Consider the following 16,486-nt stretch of genomic DNA (forward strand, 5'->3'; position numbering starts at 1 on the left):
CTCAGATACGGAACTGACGCACCAGCGCGCCGAGACGATCGCCCAGGCCGGCCAGGCTTCGCGCCGTCTGCGCACCACGTTCGGTTTCATCGGCGACGCTGTCCACGGCAACGGCTATCTGATGCACGCTGCGATTGATCTCCTCGGCTACTGCCGTCTGCTCCTCGGCGGCGCTGGCAATCTGCGCGTTCATCGCATTGATGGTGGCGATCAGCTGGGCGATGGCATCGAGCGATTCGCCGGCCTTGTTGGCCTGCTCGCTGGTCAGCTCGCCAGCGTCACTGGAGCGACGCATCGAGGTCACCGACTGCTGCGTACCCTGCTGCAGACGGTCGATCATGCCCTGGATTTCCTGGGTGCTCTGCTGCGTGCGGCTGGCCAGCGCACGCACTTCATCGGCGACCACGGCAAAACCGCGCCCTGCCTCACCGGCACGCGCCGCCTCAATGGCCGCGTTGAGCGCCAGCAAGTTGGTTTGTTCGGCGATGGAGCGGATCACGTCGAGCACGCTGACGATGGACTGCACGTCCTGCTGCAGGCTATCGAGCGAGACGCCGCTGCTGCGAATATCTTCCACCAGCGAGTGAATACGCTGGATGCTGCCATCGACCACGTTTTTGGCTGCCTGCCCTTCGCGATCGGTCTGCTGCGCGGCTTCGGCGGCATTCTGCGCGCTCTTGGCGACTTCGTGAGCGGCGGCGGACATTTCATTGATCGCCGTGGCCACCTGGTCGGTCTCGTGACGCTGCTGACCCATGGCCTGTTCGGAGCGCTGCGCCTGCTCAGAAACCTGGCCCACCAGCTCGGTGAGCTGCCCGGTCATCTCGACGATCTGCCGCACCAGGCCATGCACCTTCTCGACGAAACGGTTGAACGAGCCCGCCAGTTGGCCAAGCTCGTCATCACTGGTGACGGGTAGACGACGCGTCAGATCGCCCTCACCCGCTGCGATGTCGTCGAGGTTGGCCTTGATTTGCTGCAGAGGACGCAGGAAGGCATTGCCCAGCCAGACGCCAATCACCCCGAATACCAGCAGCAGGATCGCTGCCACGACCACGATGCTGGTGATGATGGTGTCGATACGTTGATCGATATCCTCCTGCACCTCACTGATGCCCGCCTCGATGCCATCGAGATTGAGCGCGGTGCCAAGGGCCATGTCCCATTTGGGTAGGTAGTAGCTGTAGGCGAGCTTGGGCACCATTACCGATTCGTTACCCGGCAGCGGCGAGGAGTAGTTGACGAAGTAGGTGTTGTTCTTCGCCACGTTGACCAACTCACGGTTGATGTACACACCGTTCGGGTCGCGCCGGTCGGCCAGGCTCTTGCCGACATCCACCGGGCTGTCGCCACGGAACAGGCGCACCACGTTGGAGTCGTGGCCGAAGAAGTAGCCGTCGGCGCCGTACTTGATCTTCGAGAGGATGGCGATGGCCTGTTCGCGACTGGCCATATCGCCTTGCGCGGCGCCATCGTAGAGCCCCTTCACCGAGCCCAGTGCGATCTGGATGTAGTGCTCGAGCTCGCTGCGTTTCTCCTGCAGCAGACGCTCGCGGGTCTCGGCCACTTCGTCAGCAGCCAGATTCTGCAACACCCTCGCCGTCGTACCGCTGAGCACCAGCGCGAAGATGATGACGGGAACCAGCGCAAGCAGGATTACCTTGGCTTTCAATGTCAGGCGCATTCTTATTGTCCTTGTGTGCGAAACCAAAAACGGGGCTACCGATGTATCGGCAACCCCGTGGAAGAATTAAGCGACCCAAGGCGCCGAGAACTTAATCCGGCGTCTGTTCACGCCTTTACAGCAGCATAGCGGCAGCCCAACCGAACGCCAGCAGCGGCAGGTTGTAGTGCAGGAAGGTGGGCACCACGCTATCCCAGATATGATTGTGCTGGCCATCGGCGTTCAACCCCGAAGTTGGCCCCAGCGTCGAGTCCGAAGCGGGTGAACCGGCGTCGCCCAGGGCACCGGCAGTGCCGACGATGCAGACGATAGCCAGCGGGCTGAAACCCAGTTGCACGCCCAACGGCACGAAGATCGCTGCGATGATCGGAATGGTCGAGAAGGACGAGCCGATACCCATGGTCACCAGCAACCCGACCAGCAGCATCAGCAACGCGCCAACGGCCTTGTTGTGGCCGATCAAGGCTGCCGAACTGTCGACCAGCGTCTTGACCTCACCAGTGGTCTTCATCACCTCGGCAAAACCGGCAGCGGCGATCATGATGAAGCCGATCATGGCCATCATCTTCATGCCTTCGGTGAACAGACCGTCCGCTTCCTTCCAGCGCACCACGCCGGACACCGAGAAAATCACGAAGCCTACCAGCGCGCCGATGATCATCGAGTCCAACCACAGCTGCACGACGAACGCCGCGGCGATGGCCAGCCCCGCCACCAGCAGGCTCAACGGGTTGTACTGCACGTCCACACGCTCGGCCTGCGCGACCTTTTCCAGATCATAGGTGCGCTTGCCGCGATAGCTGAACAGCACCGCCACGAGCAGACCGAAGAGCATGCCCAGCGCCGGAATCGCCATGGCCTGGGTGATGCTGATACCCGTGACGTCGACACCTGACTTGGCCACGTTGGCCAGCAGGATCTCGTTGAGGAAGATGCCGCCAAAACCGACCGGCAAGAACATGTACGGCGTGATCAAGCCGAACGTCAGCACGCAGGCGATCAAGCGGCGGTCGAGCTGCAACTTGCTCAGCACATAGAGCAGCGGCGGTACCAGCAGAGGAATGAAGGCGATGTGGATCGGCAGCAGGTTCTGTGAAGAGATCGCCACAGCCAGCAGCAGCCCGATCAGCAGCCACTTCAGCGCACCACCTGCGCCTTCCTGCTGCTTACCGACCAGCGCCAGCGCCTTGTCCGCCAGGGCATGAGCCAGGCCCGACTTGGCGATGGCCACGGCGAAAGCGCCTAGCAGCGCGTAAGACAAGGCAACCGTCGCCCCGCCACCAAGGCCCTGGTTGAACGCCTTCAGCGTGCCCTCGACGCCCAGCCCACCCAGCAGGCCACCGGCCAGCGCACCAATGATCAGCGCCACGACCACGTGTACGCGACAGAGGCTAAGGACCAGCATGATGCCGACCGCAGCGATTACAGCGTTCATAAAGCTCTCCACCTGCTCAGCGCAAAAAGCCGCGTACTCTGCCGTAAGCAGGCTATATCTGTCAAAACGCGTATCCGTTCATTATTAAAATCGAAACGTGCATAATTTCGATCAAACGCCGTGTCGATCAAGAATACGAGCCGCACACCGATAACCCTGTTAGTCCATGCAGAAAGGAACACACCATGCTGTTCAGCCGTCTTTCGATCCAATGGAAGATCACCCTGCTCGCCGGCCTGTGCCTGCTTGCGATCGTCACCCTGCTGGTAGGCGCGTCGCAGTATCAGTCCAGCCGCAGCGCCAGCCTGGTGCGCGAGGCCAGCTCCGGCATGCTGGAGGAAAGCGCCAAGCTGCGCCTGAAAACTCGTGGCGAGCTACAGGCAATCCGTATCCAACGCTACTTCATGGACGCCTACCAGTACGGCAAAGGATTTTCCCGGCAGATCCTGTTTCTGCGTGAGCAGGCTGAGAAGCGCTTCCTCGATGCCTTCGACCTGCGCGAAGACCTGACCCGCCAGGTGCGCAGCAGCCTGGAAGCCAACCCGGCCCTGCTCGGCCTGTACCTGGTGTTCGAACCCAACGCTCTGGACGGCAAGGACGAGCTATTCGCTGACCAGCCCGACCTGGGCAGCAATGACGCAGGGCGCTTCGCGCTGTACTGGGCACAGCCCACGGTCGGCAAGCTGGAAGCCGAGGCGATGACCGAAGAATTACTCGGCGACACCACGCCTGGTGACAACGGCGTGGCCTACAACGCCTGGTACACCTGCCCGCGCGAGACACGTCAGCCCTGCGTACTGGAGCCTTATTACGACGAGGTCGGCGGGCAGAAGACGCTGATGACCAGCATCGCCTTCCCGCTAGAACTCGACGGCAAGATCATCGGCGTGATGGGCGTCGATATCAGCCTGGCCAGCCTGCAGCAGATCAGCCAGGAGGCCAATCGTGAGCTGTACGACGGCCAGGGCCATATCAGTATCTTCAGCCCCAGCGCCTTGCTGGCGGGCCACAGCCGCGACGGCAGCCTGTTGAGCCAGCCGGTCGAACGTGCCTTTCCCGAAAACGCTAGCGAACTGCGCGGCCTTATCCAGAGCGGTAGCGATGCCGAATTGCGCCACGGTGACATGCTCCGTGAACTCAGCCCGTTCAAACCCATCCCCGAGGCCAAACCCTGGTCGGTGCTGCTCGAAGTGCCTCAGCAAGTCTTGCTCGAACGCGCCATCAAGCTTGGCGCACAGCTCGATGCCAACCGCGCCAGTGACAGCCTGATGGCGCTGCTGATAGGGCTGGTCGCGGTAATCGCCGGCCTGTTGCTGATGTGGTTGACCGCACGCGGCGTGACGCGGCCGATTCTCGGGGTGGCGGCCATGCTCAAGGACATCGCCAGCGGTGAAGGCGACCTGACCCGCCGTCTGCAATACGCCCGGCAGGATGAACTAGGCGAGCTGGCCAGCTGGTTCAACCGCTTCCTAGACAAACTGCAGCCGATCATCGCCGACGTGAAGAATAGTGTGATCGACGCCCGTAGCACGGCCGATCAGTCGGCGGCCATCGCCAGCCAGACCAGCACCGGCATGCAGCAGCAGTACCGCGAGGTCGACCAGGTGGCGACCGCCTTCCAGGAAATGAGCGCTACCGCTCAGGATGTCGCGCACAACGCCGCGCAGGCCGCAGAAGCCGCGCGCAATGCCGACCAGGCCAGCCGCGAAGGCCTGCAGGTGATCGACCGCACCACCAGCACCATCGATCTTTTGGCCAATGAAATGAACGTGGCCATGCAGGAAGTCGAAGGCCTGGCCAGCAGCAGCGAGCAGATCGGCTCGGTGCTGGAAGTGATCCGCTCGATTGCAGAGCAGACCAACCTGCTCGCCCTCAACGCGGCCATCGAGGCCGCGCGTGCCGGTGAGGCCGGTCGCGGCTTTGCCGTGGTCGCCGACGAGGTGCGCAACCTGGCCAAACGCACCCAGGATTCGGTCGAGGAAATTCGCCAGGTGATCGAAGGTCTGCAGAGCGGCACGCGCGAGGTGGTCAGCACCATGCACAGCAGCCATCGCCAGGCACATGGCAGCGTCGAGCAGGTGCAGCAGGCCGTGGCCGCGCTGCAGCGCATCAGCCAGGCGGTCAGCACCATTACCGACATGAACCTGCAGATCGCCAGCGCGGCGGAGGAACAGAGCTCGGTAGCCGAGGAGATCAACCGCAACGTCGCCTCGATCCGCGACGTCACCGAGGCCATCACCGCGCAGGCCGATAAGTCGGCGCAGGTGAGCCAGAACCTCAACCGCCTGGCCAATCATCAGCAGAGCCTGATGGACCAGTTCCGCGTGTGACGTCAGGTAGGGTGCGCCACGCGCACCGAAAACCCAAGCAAGCCAGATATGAGAATGACGCCAAATCATCCTCGATCTGGCGGCGCTTCCCTTGCGGCGCAGGCAGGCAATCGCCTAGCCTGCGTTCTTTTTTGGGGGAAGCAAAATGCTCAATATCGCCTTGGTCGCCGGTTCCAGCCGCAACAACAGCCAATCGGGAAAGGTCGCTCGCGTACTGCGTCAGCGCCTGATCGAGATGGGTCAAACCACCCAGGACACCAGCAGCATCATCGACCTGGGCCTGGCCCCGCTACCGCTGTGGCCCGCTGAAGATGCCGGCCCCTGGGGCATGTTCCAACAGCAACTGGCTGCCGCCGACGCGGTGGTGATCATTGCGCCGGAGTGGAATGGCATGGCCTGCCCGGCGATCAAGAACTTCTTCATCTACGCCAGCAAGGCCGAACTGGCGCACAAGCCGGGCCTGCTGGTGGGGGTGTCCTCCGGCATCGGTGGTGCCTATCCGATCGGCGAACTGCGCGCCTCCAGTTACAAGAACTGCCGTCTGTGCTATCTGCCGGAGCACTTGATCGTGCGTCAGGTCGAGAAGGTGTTGAACGGTCCACAGCCGGTGGACGAGGCCGATGAACGAATCCGCTCCCGCATCGATTACGCGCTCGACGTGCTGGTGCGTTACGCCCACGCCCTGCAGCCGGTACGCGCCGCCATCAGCTTCGACAACCCGGCCTTTGCCAACGGGATGTAAGGGATTCGTGGATTAGCGGCGCTGAACACAGCGCTCGCAAACGCCAGCGAACTTATCGCGCCGCGTAATCCACCAGCGATGGCTCGCCTAACCTTGGCTCAACGCCGCGGCAAGCTGACCATCACTTGCAGTCCACCCAGTAGGCTGTCCTGCAGTTCGATACGGCCATGCCAGGCCTCGATGATATCGCGCACGATACCGAGGCCCAGGCCGTGCCCCGCCACCTGTTCATCCAGGCGAGTACCGCGCCCCAGCACGGCTTCACGGCGCTCGGCATCGATGCCGGGACCGTCATCATCGACATATAAGCGATAGCCCTCGGCGCTCTCCTCCACCGTCAACTGCACGCGCTGATCGGCCCATTTGCAGGCGTTGTCCAGCAGGTTACCGAGCAACTCCAGCAAGTCTTCACGGTCACGCGGTAGCACCAGCCCCGGCGGCGCCTGCCACTCCAGACTCAGGCCACGGTCATGAATCATCGACAAGGTGTCGAACAGCCCTGGCAACTCCTGCGCGCAATCGAAGCGTGCCCCCGGCAACACGTCACCAGCAAGGCGCGCACGCCCCAGCTCGCGGCTGAGGCGTTGCTCGATCTGCTCCAATTGCTCGCGCATGCTCGCGCGCAACGCCGGATGCGCGGCCAACTCCTCGCGACCGGCCAGGCTGATCAACACAGCCAGCGGCGTTTTCAGCGCATGGCCCAGGTTGCCCAGGGCATTGCGCGAGCGCTTGAGGGTATCTTCCGTATGCGCCAGCAGGTGGTTGATCTGTGCCACCAGCGACTCCAGCTCCTCGGGTACCTCGGCATCCAGGTCGGTACGCCGGCCCTGCTGCAGCTGAGCGATCTGCCGACGCACTTGCTCAAGCGGGCGTAATGCGCGGTGCACGGTGTAGCGCTGGGCGATCAGGATCAGCAGCAGCGCCGCACCACCCAGGCCGAGTCCGACCCACTGCATGCGACGAAAGCTCTGCAGTATTGGCTGGTAGTCCTGCGCCACGCTGATCGACAGATTCTCGCCGTAGCGGCGGTAGTCGGCGCGGTAGATCAGCAGTAGTTGGCCTTGCGGGCCATCGCCCAGCTCGGCCTGCATGCCCGTGCCGTCGGGCTTGAGCAGTTCACGATCCCACAGCGAGCGCGAACGCCAGCTACGATCATCGGCAAAGTCGATGCGAAAGTAATGCCCGGAGAACTGCCGCTGGAACGAGGGATCGAGACGTCGCTCATCCAGTTGCAGGCCAGATGGCCCACGCACCAGCGCCGTCAGTAGCCCCTGCGCCTCGTCGCGCAGGTCTTCCTCCAGATAGGCGCGCAGACCACGATCGAAGACCCAGAGGCTGGCCTGCGCCAGAACCAGTCCGGCCAGCAACAGCGTCGCGGCCAGGCCAATGCCGAGCCGGCGCTGAATGGACCTCAACCCTGCTCTCCGGTAAAGCGGTAGCCCTGTCCACGGCGGGTCTCGATCACGTTGCGTCCAAGCTTGCCGCGCAAGCGGTTGACGTGCACTTCGATGACGTTGGAATCACGCTCTGTCTCGCCGTCATACAGGTGGTCGGCGAGGTGACTCTTGGACAGGATCTGCCCTGGGTGCAGCATGAAGTAACGCAGCAGGCGGAATTCGGCAGCGGTCAGGTCGATGGCCTCACCGCCCGAGGTCACGCACTGGCGGCTCTCGTCCAGTTGCAGGCCGGCAGCCTCCAGTTGCGGCTGGTTGGCCAGGCCATGAGCGCGGCGCAACAACGCCTGAATACGCAAGGCCAATTCTTCGGGATGGAAGGGTTTGGTCAGGTAGTCATCGGCGCCGGCCTTCAGCCCCTCGATGCGCTCGGCCCAGGAGCCACGCGCGGTGAGCACCAGCACCGGTGTGGCCAGGCCACCGGCACGCCATTCCTGCAGCACCTCCAGGCCCGGCTTGCCCGGCAGACCGAGATCAAGAATGATCAGGTCATAAGGCTCGCTGGCGCCCTGATAGGCCGCATCGCGACCATCGGCCAGCCAGTCCACCGCATAGCCCTGGCGAGCCAGGCTGGCGCTCAGTTCATCGGCCAGGGGTACATGGTCTTCCACCAGCAACAGGCGCATCAGTCGTCTTCCTCATCCTTCAGAATATTGCCGTTGCGGGCATCCAGTTCGAGCTCACGTACCACGCCCGAGGTGGTCAGTATCTCGACCTCATACACCAGCACACCGTCCTCCTCTTCCAGCTCCGCCTCAAGTAGCGTGGAGCCGGGGTAGGCATTGCCGATCTGCTGCATCAATTGCTCGAAAGGCATGATGACACCCTCGCGGCGCAGGCGCAGCGCTTCATCCTGATCGAGATCGCGCGCAATACCCGGCACGCTGGCAAAGCCGCTTGCCAGAACCAGCAACAGCACGGTGGTACGACGAAACTTCATCAATCGTCCTGGTGGTTCTTGAGAATTTCCCCGGTGCTGGCATCCAGCTCCAGGTCCCACTGCACGCCCTGGGCGTCGCGCAGCTCGATCTGATAGATATAGCGGCCGTATTCGTCTTCCAGCTCAGTTTCTTCGATGCTCCCACCCGGGTGCTGAGCGAGTGCAGCCTCATTGAGCTGTTCGAAAGACTTGATGGTTCCGGCATCACGCAGACGCAGCGCCTCGTCCGGACCGAGATCACGCGCCTGGGCAATGGTAGCGGCGCTGACGAGGGTGGCAAGTGGTGCAAGGCTGAGCAATCGTTTCATGGGGGTTCTCCAGCAGTGAATCAGTGACTGCCACTGTAGGCCCAGGCTCTTAATTCAAGCTGAATTCACTTGCGTCATTCACCGTGTGAAGTGGCTTGGCCTGCCCATTCAGGGCTCTATAATCGCCTGTTCGAAAGGAGGCATCGATGAGCGCGATCCATATCAAATCCCCTGCCCTGACCATCAAGGCTGGTACCAGAGCCCTGGCGCGCATTCGCCAGAATGGCCTGAGCCCGGCAGACGTCGGCATCGTGCCTGGCGCAGCAGGCGGCCCCAAGGGCATCGGTATTCAGGGGCTGGATCTCGCACTGTTTGGGGACTGGCTGCCTCGTGCGCCCCGCGAGCGCGCCCTGATCGGTGCCTCCATCGGTTCCTGGCGCTTCGCCAGCGCCTGCCTGCCGGACGCCGCAGCAGGTATTCGACGACTCGGCGAGCTCTACACCTCTCAGCGCTTCGCCAAGGGCGTGAGCATGGCCGAGGTGTCCGGCAGCTGCAGGCAGATGCTCAATGAGCTACTCGCCGATCAGGACGCCGCCATCATCGCCAACCCACACTATCGTCTGCACATCGTCGTGGTGAAGAGCCATGGTCTGCTGCAACACGATCATCGCGGCAAGCTCAGCCTCGGCCTGTCCTCGGTGATCGGTAACAATTTTCTGGCGCGCCAACGCCTTGGCCGTCATTTCGACCGGGTGATTCTGCATGACGCGCGGCAGGTCCCTCCGCTCGCGCAGTTGAGCGACTTCCGCTCGCACTTCCATGCACTGACACCGGAAAACCTACGCCACGCGCTACTCGCGTCGGGCTCGATTCCCATGGTAATGGAGGCGATTCGCGAGATTCCTGGCCTGGAGCCAGGCGCCTATCGCGACGGCGGCCTGCTCGATTACCACCTCGACCTGCCCTACAACGGCGAAGACATCGTGCTCTATCCGCACTTCACCGACCGGGTGATACCGGGCTGGTTCGACAAGAGCATGCCCTGGCGCCGTGGCGACCGCACCCGCCTGCAGGACGTACTGCTGCTGGCACCATCCCGCGACTACCTGGCACGCCTGCCGCACGGCAAGCTACCGGATCGTACCGACTTCAAGCGCTACCTGGGCAACGATGAAGGGCGTGAACGCTACTGGCGTCAGGCGATGGCCGAGAGTGCGCGGCTCGGCGACGAATTCCTCGAACTGGTCGAAAACGGACGCCTGGTAGAACGCCTGCAACCCCTTTGAGTCACCGGGGTTATGAGCGGTCGTTCAAACCATAGGGTCGATGTGATGACGCGGCAATCGGGCCAGACCTGATAAACTGCGCGGCTAAACGCCAATCAGGCTGAATCATTTACGCGAGCGCTGTCAGTGGAATTGTTCAAAGAGTTCATCTTCGAGGCGGCCCACCGTCTGCCACACGTGCCGGAAGGCCACAAATGCGGCCGCCTGCATGGCCACTCCTTCCGAGTTGCCATCTACATCGAAGGTGAAGTCGATCCCTATACTGGCTGGATTCGAGACTTCTCCGAGATCAAGGCGATCTTCAAACCGATCTACGAACAGCTCGACCACAACTACCTGAACGACATCCCCGGCCTGGAAAACCCAACCAGCGAAGTGCTGGCCAAGTGGATCTGGCAACAGGTCAAGCCCTTGCTGCCGGAGCTGTCGCGCGTACGTATCCACGAAACCTGCACCAGCGGCTGCGAATACCGCGGCGATTGACCCCTCAGAAACAGCAAAGGCCACCTTCATAGGTGGCCTTTTGCTTGATGCCGATAACGCACTACCCCACAGGGTGCGCCATGCGCCCCGCGATAACCGCGCCTTGGCCGGTACCCCAACGTGATGGCCTAAGCGTGCTTTCCGCGCTGCAAAGAAGAAACCCCAGACCGCTTTCGCGATCTGGGGTTTCGTATAGGAGCTTGACGATGACCTACTCTCACATGGTGAAGCACCACACTACCATCGGCGATGCGTCGTTTCACTACTGAGTTCGGGATGGGATCAGGTGGTTCCAACGCTCTATGGTCGTCAAGCAATTCGGTTGGGATGTCGTCGCGAGACGCTATCCCTTGGATACGTGATAGATGATTTGTAGTTCTTGCAAATTTTCGGCTTTCTGTCGACTTCACCATCGACACCCTCTGCTTTGAGGGCAGATTGTTTGGGTGTTATATGGTCAAGCCTCACGGGCAATTAGTATTGGTTAGCTCAACGCCTCACAGCGCTTACACACCCAACCTATCAACGTCGTAGTCTTCGACGGCCCTTTAGGGAGCTCAAGGCTCCAGTGAGATCTCATCTTGAGGCAAGTTTCCCGCTTAGATGCTTTCAGCGGTTATCTTTTCCGAACATAGCTACCCGGCAATGCCACTGGCGTGACAACCGGAACACCAGAGGTTCGTCCAACCCGGTCCTCTCGTACTAAGGTCAGCCCCTCTCAAATCTCAAACGTCCACGGCAGATAGGGACCGAACTGTCTCACGACGTTCTAAACCCAGCTCGCGTACCACTTTAAATGGCGAACAGCCATACCCTTGGGACCGGCTTCAGCCCCAGGATGTGATGAGCCGACATCGAGGTGCCAAACACCGCCGTCGATATGAACTCTTGGGCGGTATCAGCCTGTTATCCCCGGAGTACCTTTTATCCGTTGAGCGATGGCCCTTCCATACAGAACCACCGGATCACTAAGACCTACTTTCGTACCTGCTCGACGTGTCTGTCTCGCAGTCAAGCGCGCTTTTGCCTTTATACTCTACGACCGATTTCCGACCGGTCTGAGCGCACCTTCGTACTCCTCCGTTACTCTTTGGGAGGAGACCGCCCCAGTCAAACTACCCACCATACACTGTCCTCGATCCGGATAACGGACCAGAGTTAGAACCTCAAGGTTGCCAGGGTGGTATTTCAAGGATGGCTCCATGAGAACTGGCGTCCCCACTTCAAAGCCTCCCACCTATCCTACACAAGCAAGCTCAAAGTCCAGTGCAAAGCTATAGTAAAGGTTCACGGGGTCTTTCCGTCTAGCCGCGGATACACTGCATCTTCACAGCGATTTCAATTTCACTGAGTCTCGGGTGGAGACAGCGCCGCCATCGTTACGCCATTCGTGCAGGTCGGAACTTACCCGACAAGGAATTTCGCTACCTTAGGACCGTTATAGTTACGGCCGCCGTTTACCGGGGCTTCGATCAAGAGCTTCGCTTGCGCTAACCCCATCAATTAACCTTCCGGCACCGGGCAGGCGTCACACCCTATACGTCCACTTTCGTGTTTGCAGAGTGCTGTGTTTTTAATAAACAGTCGCAGCGGCCTGGTATCTTCGACCGGCATGGGCTTACGTAGTAAATACTTCACCCTCACCGGCGCACCTTCTCCCGAAGTTACGGTGCCATTTTGCCTAGTTCCTTCACCCGAGTTCTCTCAAGCGCCTTGGTATTCTCTACCTAACCACCTGTGTCGGTTTGGGGTACGGTTCCTAGTTACCTGAAGCTTAGAAGCTTTTCCTGGAAGCATGGCATCAACCACTTCGCATTCTAAAAGAACGCTCGTCATCAGTTCTCGGCCTTAAGATCCCGGATTTACCTAAGATCTCAGCCTACCACCTTAAACACGGACAACCAACGCCGTGCTGGCCTAGCCTTCTCCGTCCCTCCATCGCAGTAACTAGAAGTACGGGAATATTAACCCGTTTCCCATCGACTACGCATTTCTGCCTCGCCTTAGGGGCCGACTAACCCTGCGTCGATTAACGTTGCGCAGGAAACCTTGGTCTTTCGGCGTGCGAGTTTTTCACTCGCATTGTCGTTACTCATGTCAGCATTCGCACTTCTGATACCTCCAGCAAGCTTCTCAACTCACCTTCACAGGCTTACAGAACGCTCCTCTACCGCTCATCCAAAGGATGAACCCGTAGCTTCGGTGTATGGTTTGAGCCCCGTTACATCTTCCGCGCAGGCCGACTCGACTAGTGAGCTATTACGCTTTCTTTAAAGGATGGCTGCTTCTAAGCCAACCTCCTAGCTGTCTAAGCCTTCCCACATCGTTTCCCACTTAACCATAACTTTGGGACCTTAGCTGACGGTCTGGGTTGTTTCCCTTTTCACGACGGACGTTAGCACCCGCCGTGTGTCTCCCGTGCTGACACTTGCTGGTATTCGGAGTTTGCATCGGTTTGGTAAGTCGGGATGACCCCCTAGCCGAAACAGTGCTCTACCCCCAGCAGTGATACACGAGGCGCTACCTAAATAGCTTTCGAGGAGAACCAGCTATCTCCGAGCTTGATTAGCCTTTCACTCCGATCCACAGGTCATCCGCTAACTTTTCAACGGTAGTCGGTTCGGTCCTCCAGTCAGTGTTACCTAACCTTCAACCTGCCCATGGATAGATCGCCCGGTTTCGGGTCTATACCCAGCGACTAAAGCGCCCTATTAAGACTCGCTTTCGCTACGCCTCCCCTATTCGGTTAAGCTCGCCACTGAATATAAGTCGCTGACCCATTATACAAAAGGTACGCAGTCACCCAACAAAGTAGGCTCCCACTGCTTGTACGCATACGGTTTCAGGTTCTATTTCACTCCCCTCTCCGGGGTTCTTTTCGCCTTTCCCTCACGGTACTGGTTCACTATCGGTCAGTCAGTAGTATTTAGCCTTGGAGGATGGTCCCCCCATGTTCAGACAAGGTTTCTCGTGCCCCGTCCTACTCGATTTCATTGATAAGAGCGTTTCGTGTACGGGGCTATCACCCACTACGGCGGCACTTTCCAGAGCCTTCCACTACACTCAAATCAACTTAAGGGCTAGTCCCCGTTCGCTCGCCACTACTTAGGGAATCTCGGTTGATTTCTTTTCCTCAGGGTACTTAGATGTTTCAGTTCCCCTGGTTCGCCTCTTGCACCTATGGATTCAGTACAAGATACCCGGCTTATGCCGGGTGGGTTCCCCCATTCAGAGATCTCTGGATCACAGTCTGTTTGCCGACTCCCCAAAGCTTTTCGCAGGCTACCACGTCTTTCATCGCCTCTGACTGCCAAGGCATCCACCGTATGCGCTTCTTCACTTGACCATATAACCCCAAGCAATCTGGTTACTGTCTCAATCGTGAAGACGACATTCGCCGAAAATTTGCGTCTTGAGAACTACAAATTTTACCTTGACCAGATCAATTGCCAGTGAAAGCAATTAATCAGTCACTTCTATCACATATCCAAATTTTTAAAGAACGATATTCGTACCGGTCAAAAGACCAGAAATCAGCACTCGCCAGGTCTACCCTGAAGCGCTCATTTCTGAACTCTTTCTCTTCTCACCGTAACCGCGTAGAGAGTGGTGGAGCCAAGCGGGATCGAACCGCTGACCTCCTGCGTGCAAGGCAGGCGCTCTCCCAGCTGAGCTATGGCCCCGTATTCTTCTGCACCAAGCAATTGGTAGGTCTGGGCAGATTTGAACTGCCGACCTCACCCTTATCAGGGGTGCGCTCTAACCAACTGAGCTACAGACCTATAACAGGGTCGCGTTACAGCATCGTCTTCGACTATGAATCAAGCAATTCGTGTGGGAACTTATGAAGAAGCTGATGTCTTCGATTAAGGAGGTGATCCAGCCGCAGGTTCCCCTACGGCTACCTTGTTACGACTTCACCCCAGTCATGAATCACTCCGTGGTAACCGTCCCCCCGAAGGTTAGACTAGCTACTTCTGGAGCAACCCACTCCCATGGTGTGACGGGCGGTGTGTACAAGGCCCGGGAACGTATTCACCGTGACATTCTGATTCACGATTACTAGCGATTCCGACTTCACGCAGTCGAGTTGCAGACTGCGATCCGGACTACGATCGGTTTTATGGGATTAGCTCCACCTCGCGGCTTGGCAACCCTTTGTACCGACCATTGTAGCACGTGTGTAGCCCTGGCCGTAAGGGCCATGATGACTTGACGTCATCCCCACCTTCCTCCGGTTTGTCACCGGCAGTCTCCTTAGAGTGCCCACCATAACGTGCTGGTAACTAAGGACAAGGGTTGCGCTCGTTACGGGACTTAACCCAACATCTCACGACACGAGCTGACGACAGCCATGCAGCACCTGTGTCTGAGTTCCCGAAGGCACCAATCCATCTCTGGAAAGTTCTCAGCATGTCAAGGCCAGGTAAGGTTCTTCGCGTTGCTTCGAATTAAACCACATGCTCCACCGCTTGTGCGGGCCCCCGTCAATTCATTTGAGTTTTAACCTTGCGGCCGTACTCCCCAGGCGGTCAACTTAATGCGTTAGCTGCGCCACTAAGTTCTCAAGGAACCCAACGGCTAGTTGACATCGTTTACGGCGTGGACTACCAGGGTATCTAATCCTGTTTGCTCCCCACGCTTTCGCACCTCAGTGTCAGTATCAGTCCAGGTGGTCGCCTTCGCCACTGGTGTTCCTTCCTATATCTACGCATTTCACCGCTACACAGGAAATTCCACCACCCTCTACCGTACTCTAGCTCGCCAGTTTTGGATGCAGTTCCCAGGTTGAGCCCGGGGCTTTCACATCCAACTTAACGAACCACCTACGCGCGCTTTACGCCCAGTAATTCCGATTAACGCTTGCACCCTTCGTATTACCGCGGCTGCTGGCACGAAGTTAGCCGGTGCTTATTCTGTCGGTAACGTCAAAACAGCAAGGTATTAACTTACTGCCCTTCCTCCCAACTTAAAGTGCTTTACAATCCGAAGACCTTCTTCACACACGCGGCATGGCTGGATCAGGCTTTCGCCCATTGTCCAATATTCCCCACTGCTGCCTCCCGTAGGAGTCTGGACCGTGTCTCAGTTCCAGTGTGACTGATCATCCTCTCAGACCAGTTACGGATCGTCGCCTTGGTGAGCCATTACCTCACCAACTAGCTAATCCGACCTAGGCTCATCTGATAGCGCAAGGCCCGAAGGTCCCCTGCTTTCTCCCGTAGGACGTATGCGGTATTAGCGCCCGTTTCCGGACGTTATCCCCCACTACCAGGCAGATTCCTAGGCATTACTCACCCGTCCGCCGCTAAATCAAGGAGCAAGCTCCTCTCATCCGCTCGACTTGCATGTGTTAGGCCTGCCGCCAGCGTTCAATCTGAGCCATGATCAAACTCTTCAGTTCAATACTGCTTGGGTTTTGAGAAAACCCTAAACTTGGCTCAGCAATCGCAAAACTTTCAAATTAATGAAAGGTAACTCTCGAATTAACGAGTGTTGCTTTGTGATGCTGATAATCAGTTGACTATCAGTCTTACCTCACAAGCACCCACACGAATTGCTTGATTCAGTTGTTAAAGAACAGTTGGTTAAGCCTTTCATCTCAACCGAGGCGCGCATTCTACAGCAGCCTCTCTATCTGTCAAGCTGTTTTTCGAATTTGTTTCCGGAGAAACTTCTTTCTACTCAACCACTTGCGCCTTCGATCTGAACTTCTTCTCTCCAGCGGGAGGCGCATTCTACAGCGTTCAAAACCGCTGTCAACACCTCTTTTCTACCGCCTTCGATCCATTCGACCGAACCACCAACAGAGCCTTACCACCACCCTGTCGACCGGCGCGTATTCTACACGCCAGATCCAGCTTTGCAAGCCCTTCATTTAACT

Annotated in this window: 9 protein-coding genes, 2 tRNA genes, 3 rRNA genes and 2 pseudogenes; 5 read left to right on the forward strand and 11 right to left on the reverse strand. The window is 58.8% G+C overall.

Features of this window, described 5'->3' with window-relative positions; translation table 11 throughout:
- Position 1: 1 nt before the first annotated feature.
- Both AAEQ75_RS20410 and AAEQ75_RS20415 read right to left on the reverse strand, forming a co-directional pair.
- On the reverse strand, positions 2 to 1,684 hold the full coding sequence (locus AAEQ75_RS20410; protein WP_343350285.1) for a methyl-accepting chemotaxis protein: 1,683 nt from the start codon (positions 1,682 to 1,684) through the stop codon (positions 2 to 4).
- Positions 1,685 to 1,799: 115 nt separating this feature from the next.
- Positions 1,800 to 3,119, reverse strand: a complete 1,320-nt coding sequence (locus tag AAEQ75_RS20415; RefSeq protein WP_143503961.1) for a Na+/H+ antiporter family protein — start codon at positions 3,117 to 3,119, stop codon at positions 1,800 to 1,802.
- Positions 3,120 to 3,523: 404 nt separating this feature from the next.
- On the opposite strand from AAEQ75_RS20415, the pseudogene AAEQ75_RS22080 reads away from it, so the two are divergent.
- From AAEQ75_RS22080 to AAEQ75_RS20425, 3 genes and pseudogenes are all read left to right on the forward strand, one after another.
- Positions 3,524 to 4,543: pseudogene (locus AAEQ75_RS22080) on the forward strand (chemotaxis protein); the annotation flags it as partial.
- Positions 4,544 to 4,936: 393 nt separating this feature from the next.
- Positions 4,937 to 5,449: pseudogene (locus AAEQ75_RS22085) on the forward strand (methyl-accepting chemotaxis protein); the annotation flags it as partial.
- Between the two features lie 145 nt (positions 5,450 to 5,594).
- Complete coding sequence (locus AAEQ75_RS20425; protein ID WP_143503964.1) at positions 5,595 to 6,191, forward strand: NADPH-dependent FMN reductase; 597 nt, start codon at positions 5,595 to 5,597, stop codon at positions 6,189 to 6,191.
- A 98-nt stretch (positions 6,192 to 6,289) separates the two neighbouring features.
- On the opposite strand, the gene AAEQ75_RS20430 is transcribed toward AAEQ75_RS20425, so the two are convergent.
- From AAEQ75_RS20430 to AAEQ75_RS20445, 4 genes are read right to left on the reverse strand one after another with little or no spacing between them, the layout of a single operon-like run.
- Positions 6,290 to 7,606: an ATP-binding protein gene (locus AAEQ75_RS20430; protein WP_179576750.1), complete on the reverse strand. Its 1,317-nt coding sequence runs from the start codon at positions 7,604 to 7,606 to the stop codon at positions 6,290 to 6,292.
- Positions 7,603 to 8,271 (reverse strand): response regulator transcription factor, encoded by a 669-nt coding sequence (locus tag AAEQ75_RS20435; protein ID WP_143497008.1) that lies wholly within the window; start codon positions 8,269 to 8,271, stop codon positions 7,603 to 7,605. Before AAEQ75_RS20435 ends, AAEQ75_RS20430 begins: the two co-directional genes overlap by 4 nt.
- Positions 8,271 to 8,585 carry a PepSY domain-containing protein gene (locus tag AAEQ75_RS20440; protein ID WP_179576752.1) on the reverse strand — a complete coding sequence of 105 codons (315 nt, stop codon included), beginning with the start codon at positions 8,583 to 8,585 and terminating at the stop codon, positions 8,271 to 8,273. Before AAEQ75_RS20440 ends, AAEQ75_RS20435 begins: the two co-directional genes overlap by 1 nt.
- Positions 8,585 to 8,893: a PepSY domain-containing protein gene (locus AAEQ75_RS20445; protein WP_179576753.1), complete on the reverse strand. Its 309-nt coding sequence runs from the start codon at positions 8,891 to 8,893 to the stop codon at positions 8,585 to 8,587. The genes AAEQ75_RS20440 and AAEQ75_RS20445 overlap by 1 nt, the downstream gene beginning before the upstream one ends.
- A 146-nt stretch (positions 8,894 to 9,039) precedes the next feature.
- Here AAEQ75_RS20445 and AAEQ75_RS20450 point away from each other — a divergent pair, with 146 nt between their 5' ends.
- The gene (locus AAEQ75_RS20450; protein ID WP_179576754.1) at positions 9,040 to 10,119 is read left to right on the forward strand and encodes a patatin-like phospholipase family protein; all 1,080 of its coding nucleotides are present in this window, start codon (positions 9,040 to 9,042) and stop codon (positions 10,117 to 10,119) included.
- 126 nt (positions 10,120 to 10,245) lie between these two features.
- Positions 10,246 to 10,602 (forward strand): 6-carboxytetrahydropterin synthase QueD, encoded by a 357-nt coding sequence (gene queD, locus AAEQ75_RS20455; protein WP_003461315.1) that lies wholly within the window; start codon positions 10,246 to 10,248, stop codon positions 10,600 to 10,602.
- A gap of 198 nt (positions 10,603 to 10,800) precedes the next feature.
- Here the strand turns inward: queD and rrf are convergent.
- The 5 genes from rrf to AAEQ75_RS20480 all read right to left on the reverse strand — a co-directional run bounded on the left by rrf (position 10,801) and on the right by AAEQ75_RS20480 (position 16,006).
- Positions 10,801 to 10,916 (reverse strand): 5S ribosomal RNA (gene rrf / locus AAEQ75_RS20460).
- 139 nt (positions 10,917 to 11,055) lie between these two features.
- Positions 11,056 to 13,948 (reverse strand): 23S ribosomal RNA (locus AAEQ75_RS20465).
- Positions 13,949 to 14,209: 261 nt separating this feature from the next.
- A tRNA-Ala gene (locus AAEQ75_RS20470) sits at positions 14,210 to 14,285 on the reverse strand.
- Between the two features lie 22 nt (positions 14,286 to 14,307).
- Positions 14,308 to 14,384: transfer RNA gene (locus tag AAEQ75_RS20475), tRNA-Ile, on the reverse strand.
- A gap of 85 nt (positions 14,385 to 14,469) precedes the next feature.
- A 16S ribosomal RNA gene (locus tag AAEQ75_RS20480) occupies positions 14,470 to 16,006 on the reverse strand.
- The 16S, 23S and 5S rRNA genes sit together here with 2 tRNA genes alongside, the layout of an rRNA operon.
- Between the last annotated feature and the right edge of the window lie 480 nt (positions 16,007 to 16,486).

The sequence above is a fragment of the Pseudomonas sediminis genome (genome assembly GCF_039555755.1).
Classification (GTDB): Bacteria; Pseudomonadota; Gammaproteobacteria; order Pseudomonadales; family Pseudomonadaceae; genus Aquipseudomonas; species Aquipseudomonas mendocina_D.

Bases quoted from the DNA above. Each gene is read 5' to 3' on its own strand.
- AAEQ75_RS20450 (WP_179576754.1), top strand. From the start codon at position 9,040: ATGAGCGCGATCCATATCAAATCCCCTGCCCTGACCATCAAGGCTGGT.
- AAEQ75_RS20410 (WP_343350285.1), bottom strand. From the start codon at position 1,684: ATGCGCCTGACATTGAAAGCCAAGGTAATCCTGCTTGCGCTGGTTCCC.
- AAEQ75_RS20415 (WP_143503961.1), bottom strand. From the start codon at position 3,119: ATGAACGCTGTAATCGCTGCGGTCGGCATCATGCTGGTCCTTAGCCTC.
- AAEQ75_RS20425 (WP_143503964.1), top strand. From the start codon at position 5,595: ATGCTCAATATCGCCTTGGTCGCCGGTTCCAGCCGCAACAACAGCCAA.
- AAEQ75_RS20445 (WP_179576753.1), bottom strand. From the start codon at position 8,893: ATGAAACGATTGCTCAGCCTTGCACCACTTGCCACCCTCGTCAGCGCC.
- AAEQ75_RS20440 (WP_179576752.1), bottom strand. From the start codon at position 8,585: ATGAAGTTTCGTCGTACCACCGTGCTGTTGCTGGTTCTGGCAAGCGGC.
- AAEQ75_RS20435 (WP_143497008.1), bottom strand. From the start codon at position 8,271: ATGCGCCTGTTGCTGGTGGAAGACCATGTACCCCTGGCCGATGAACTG.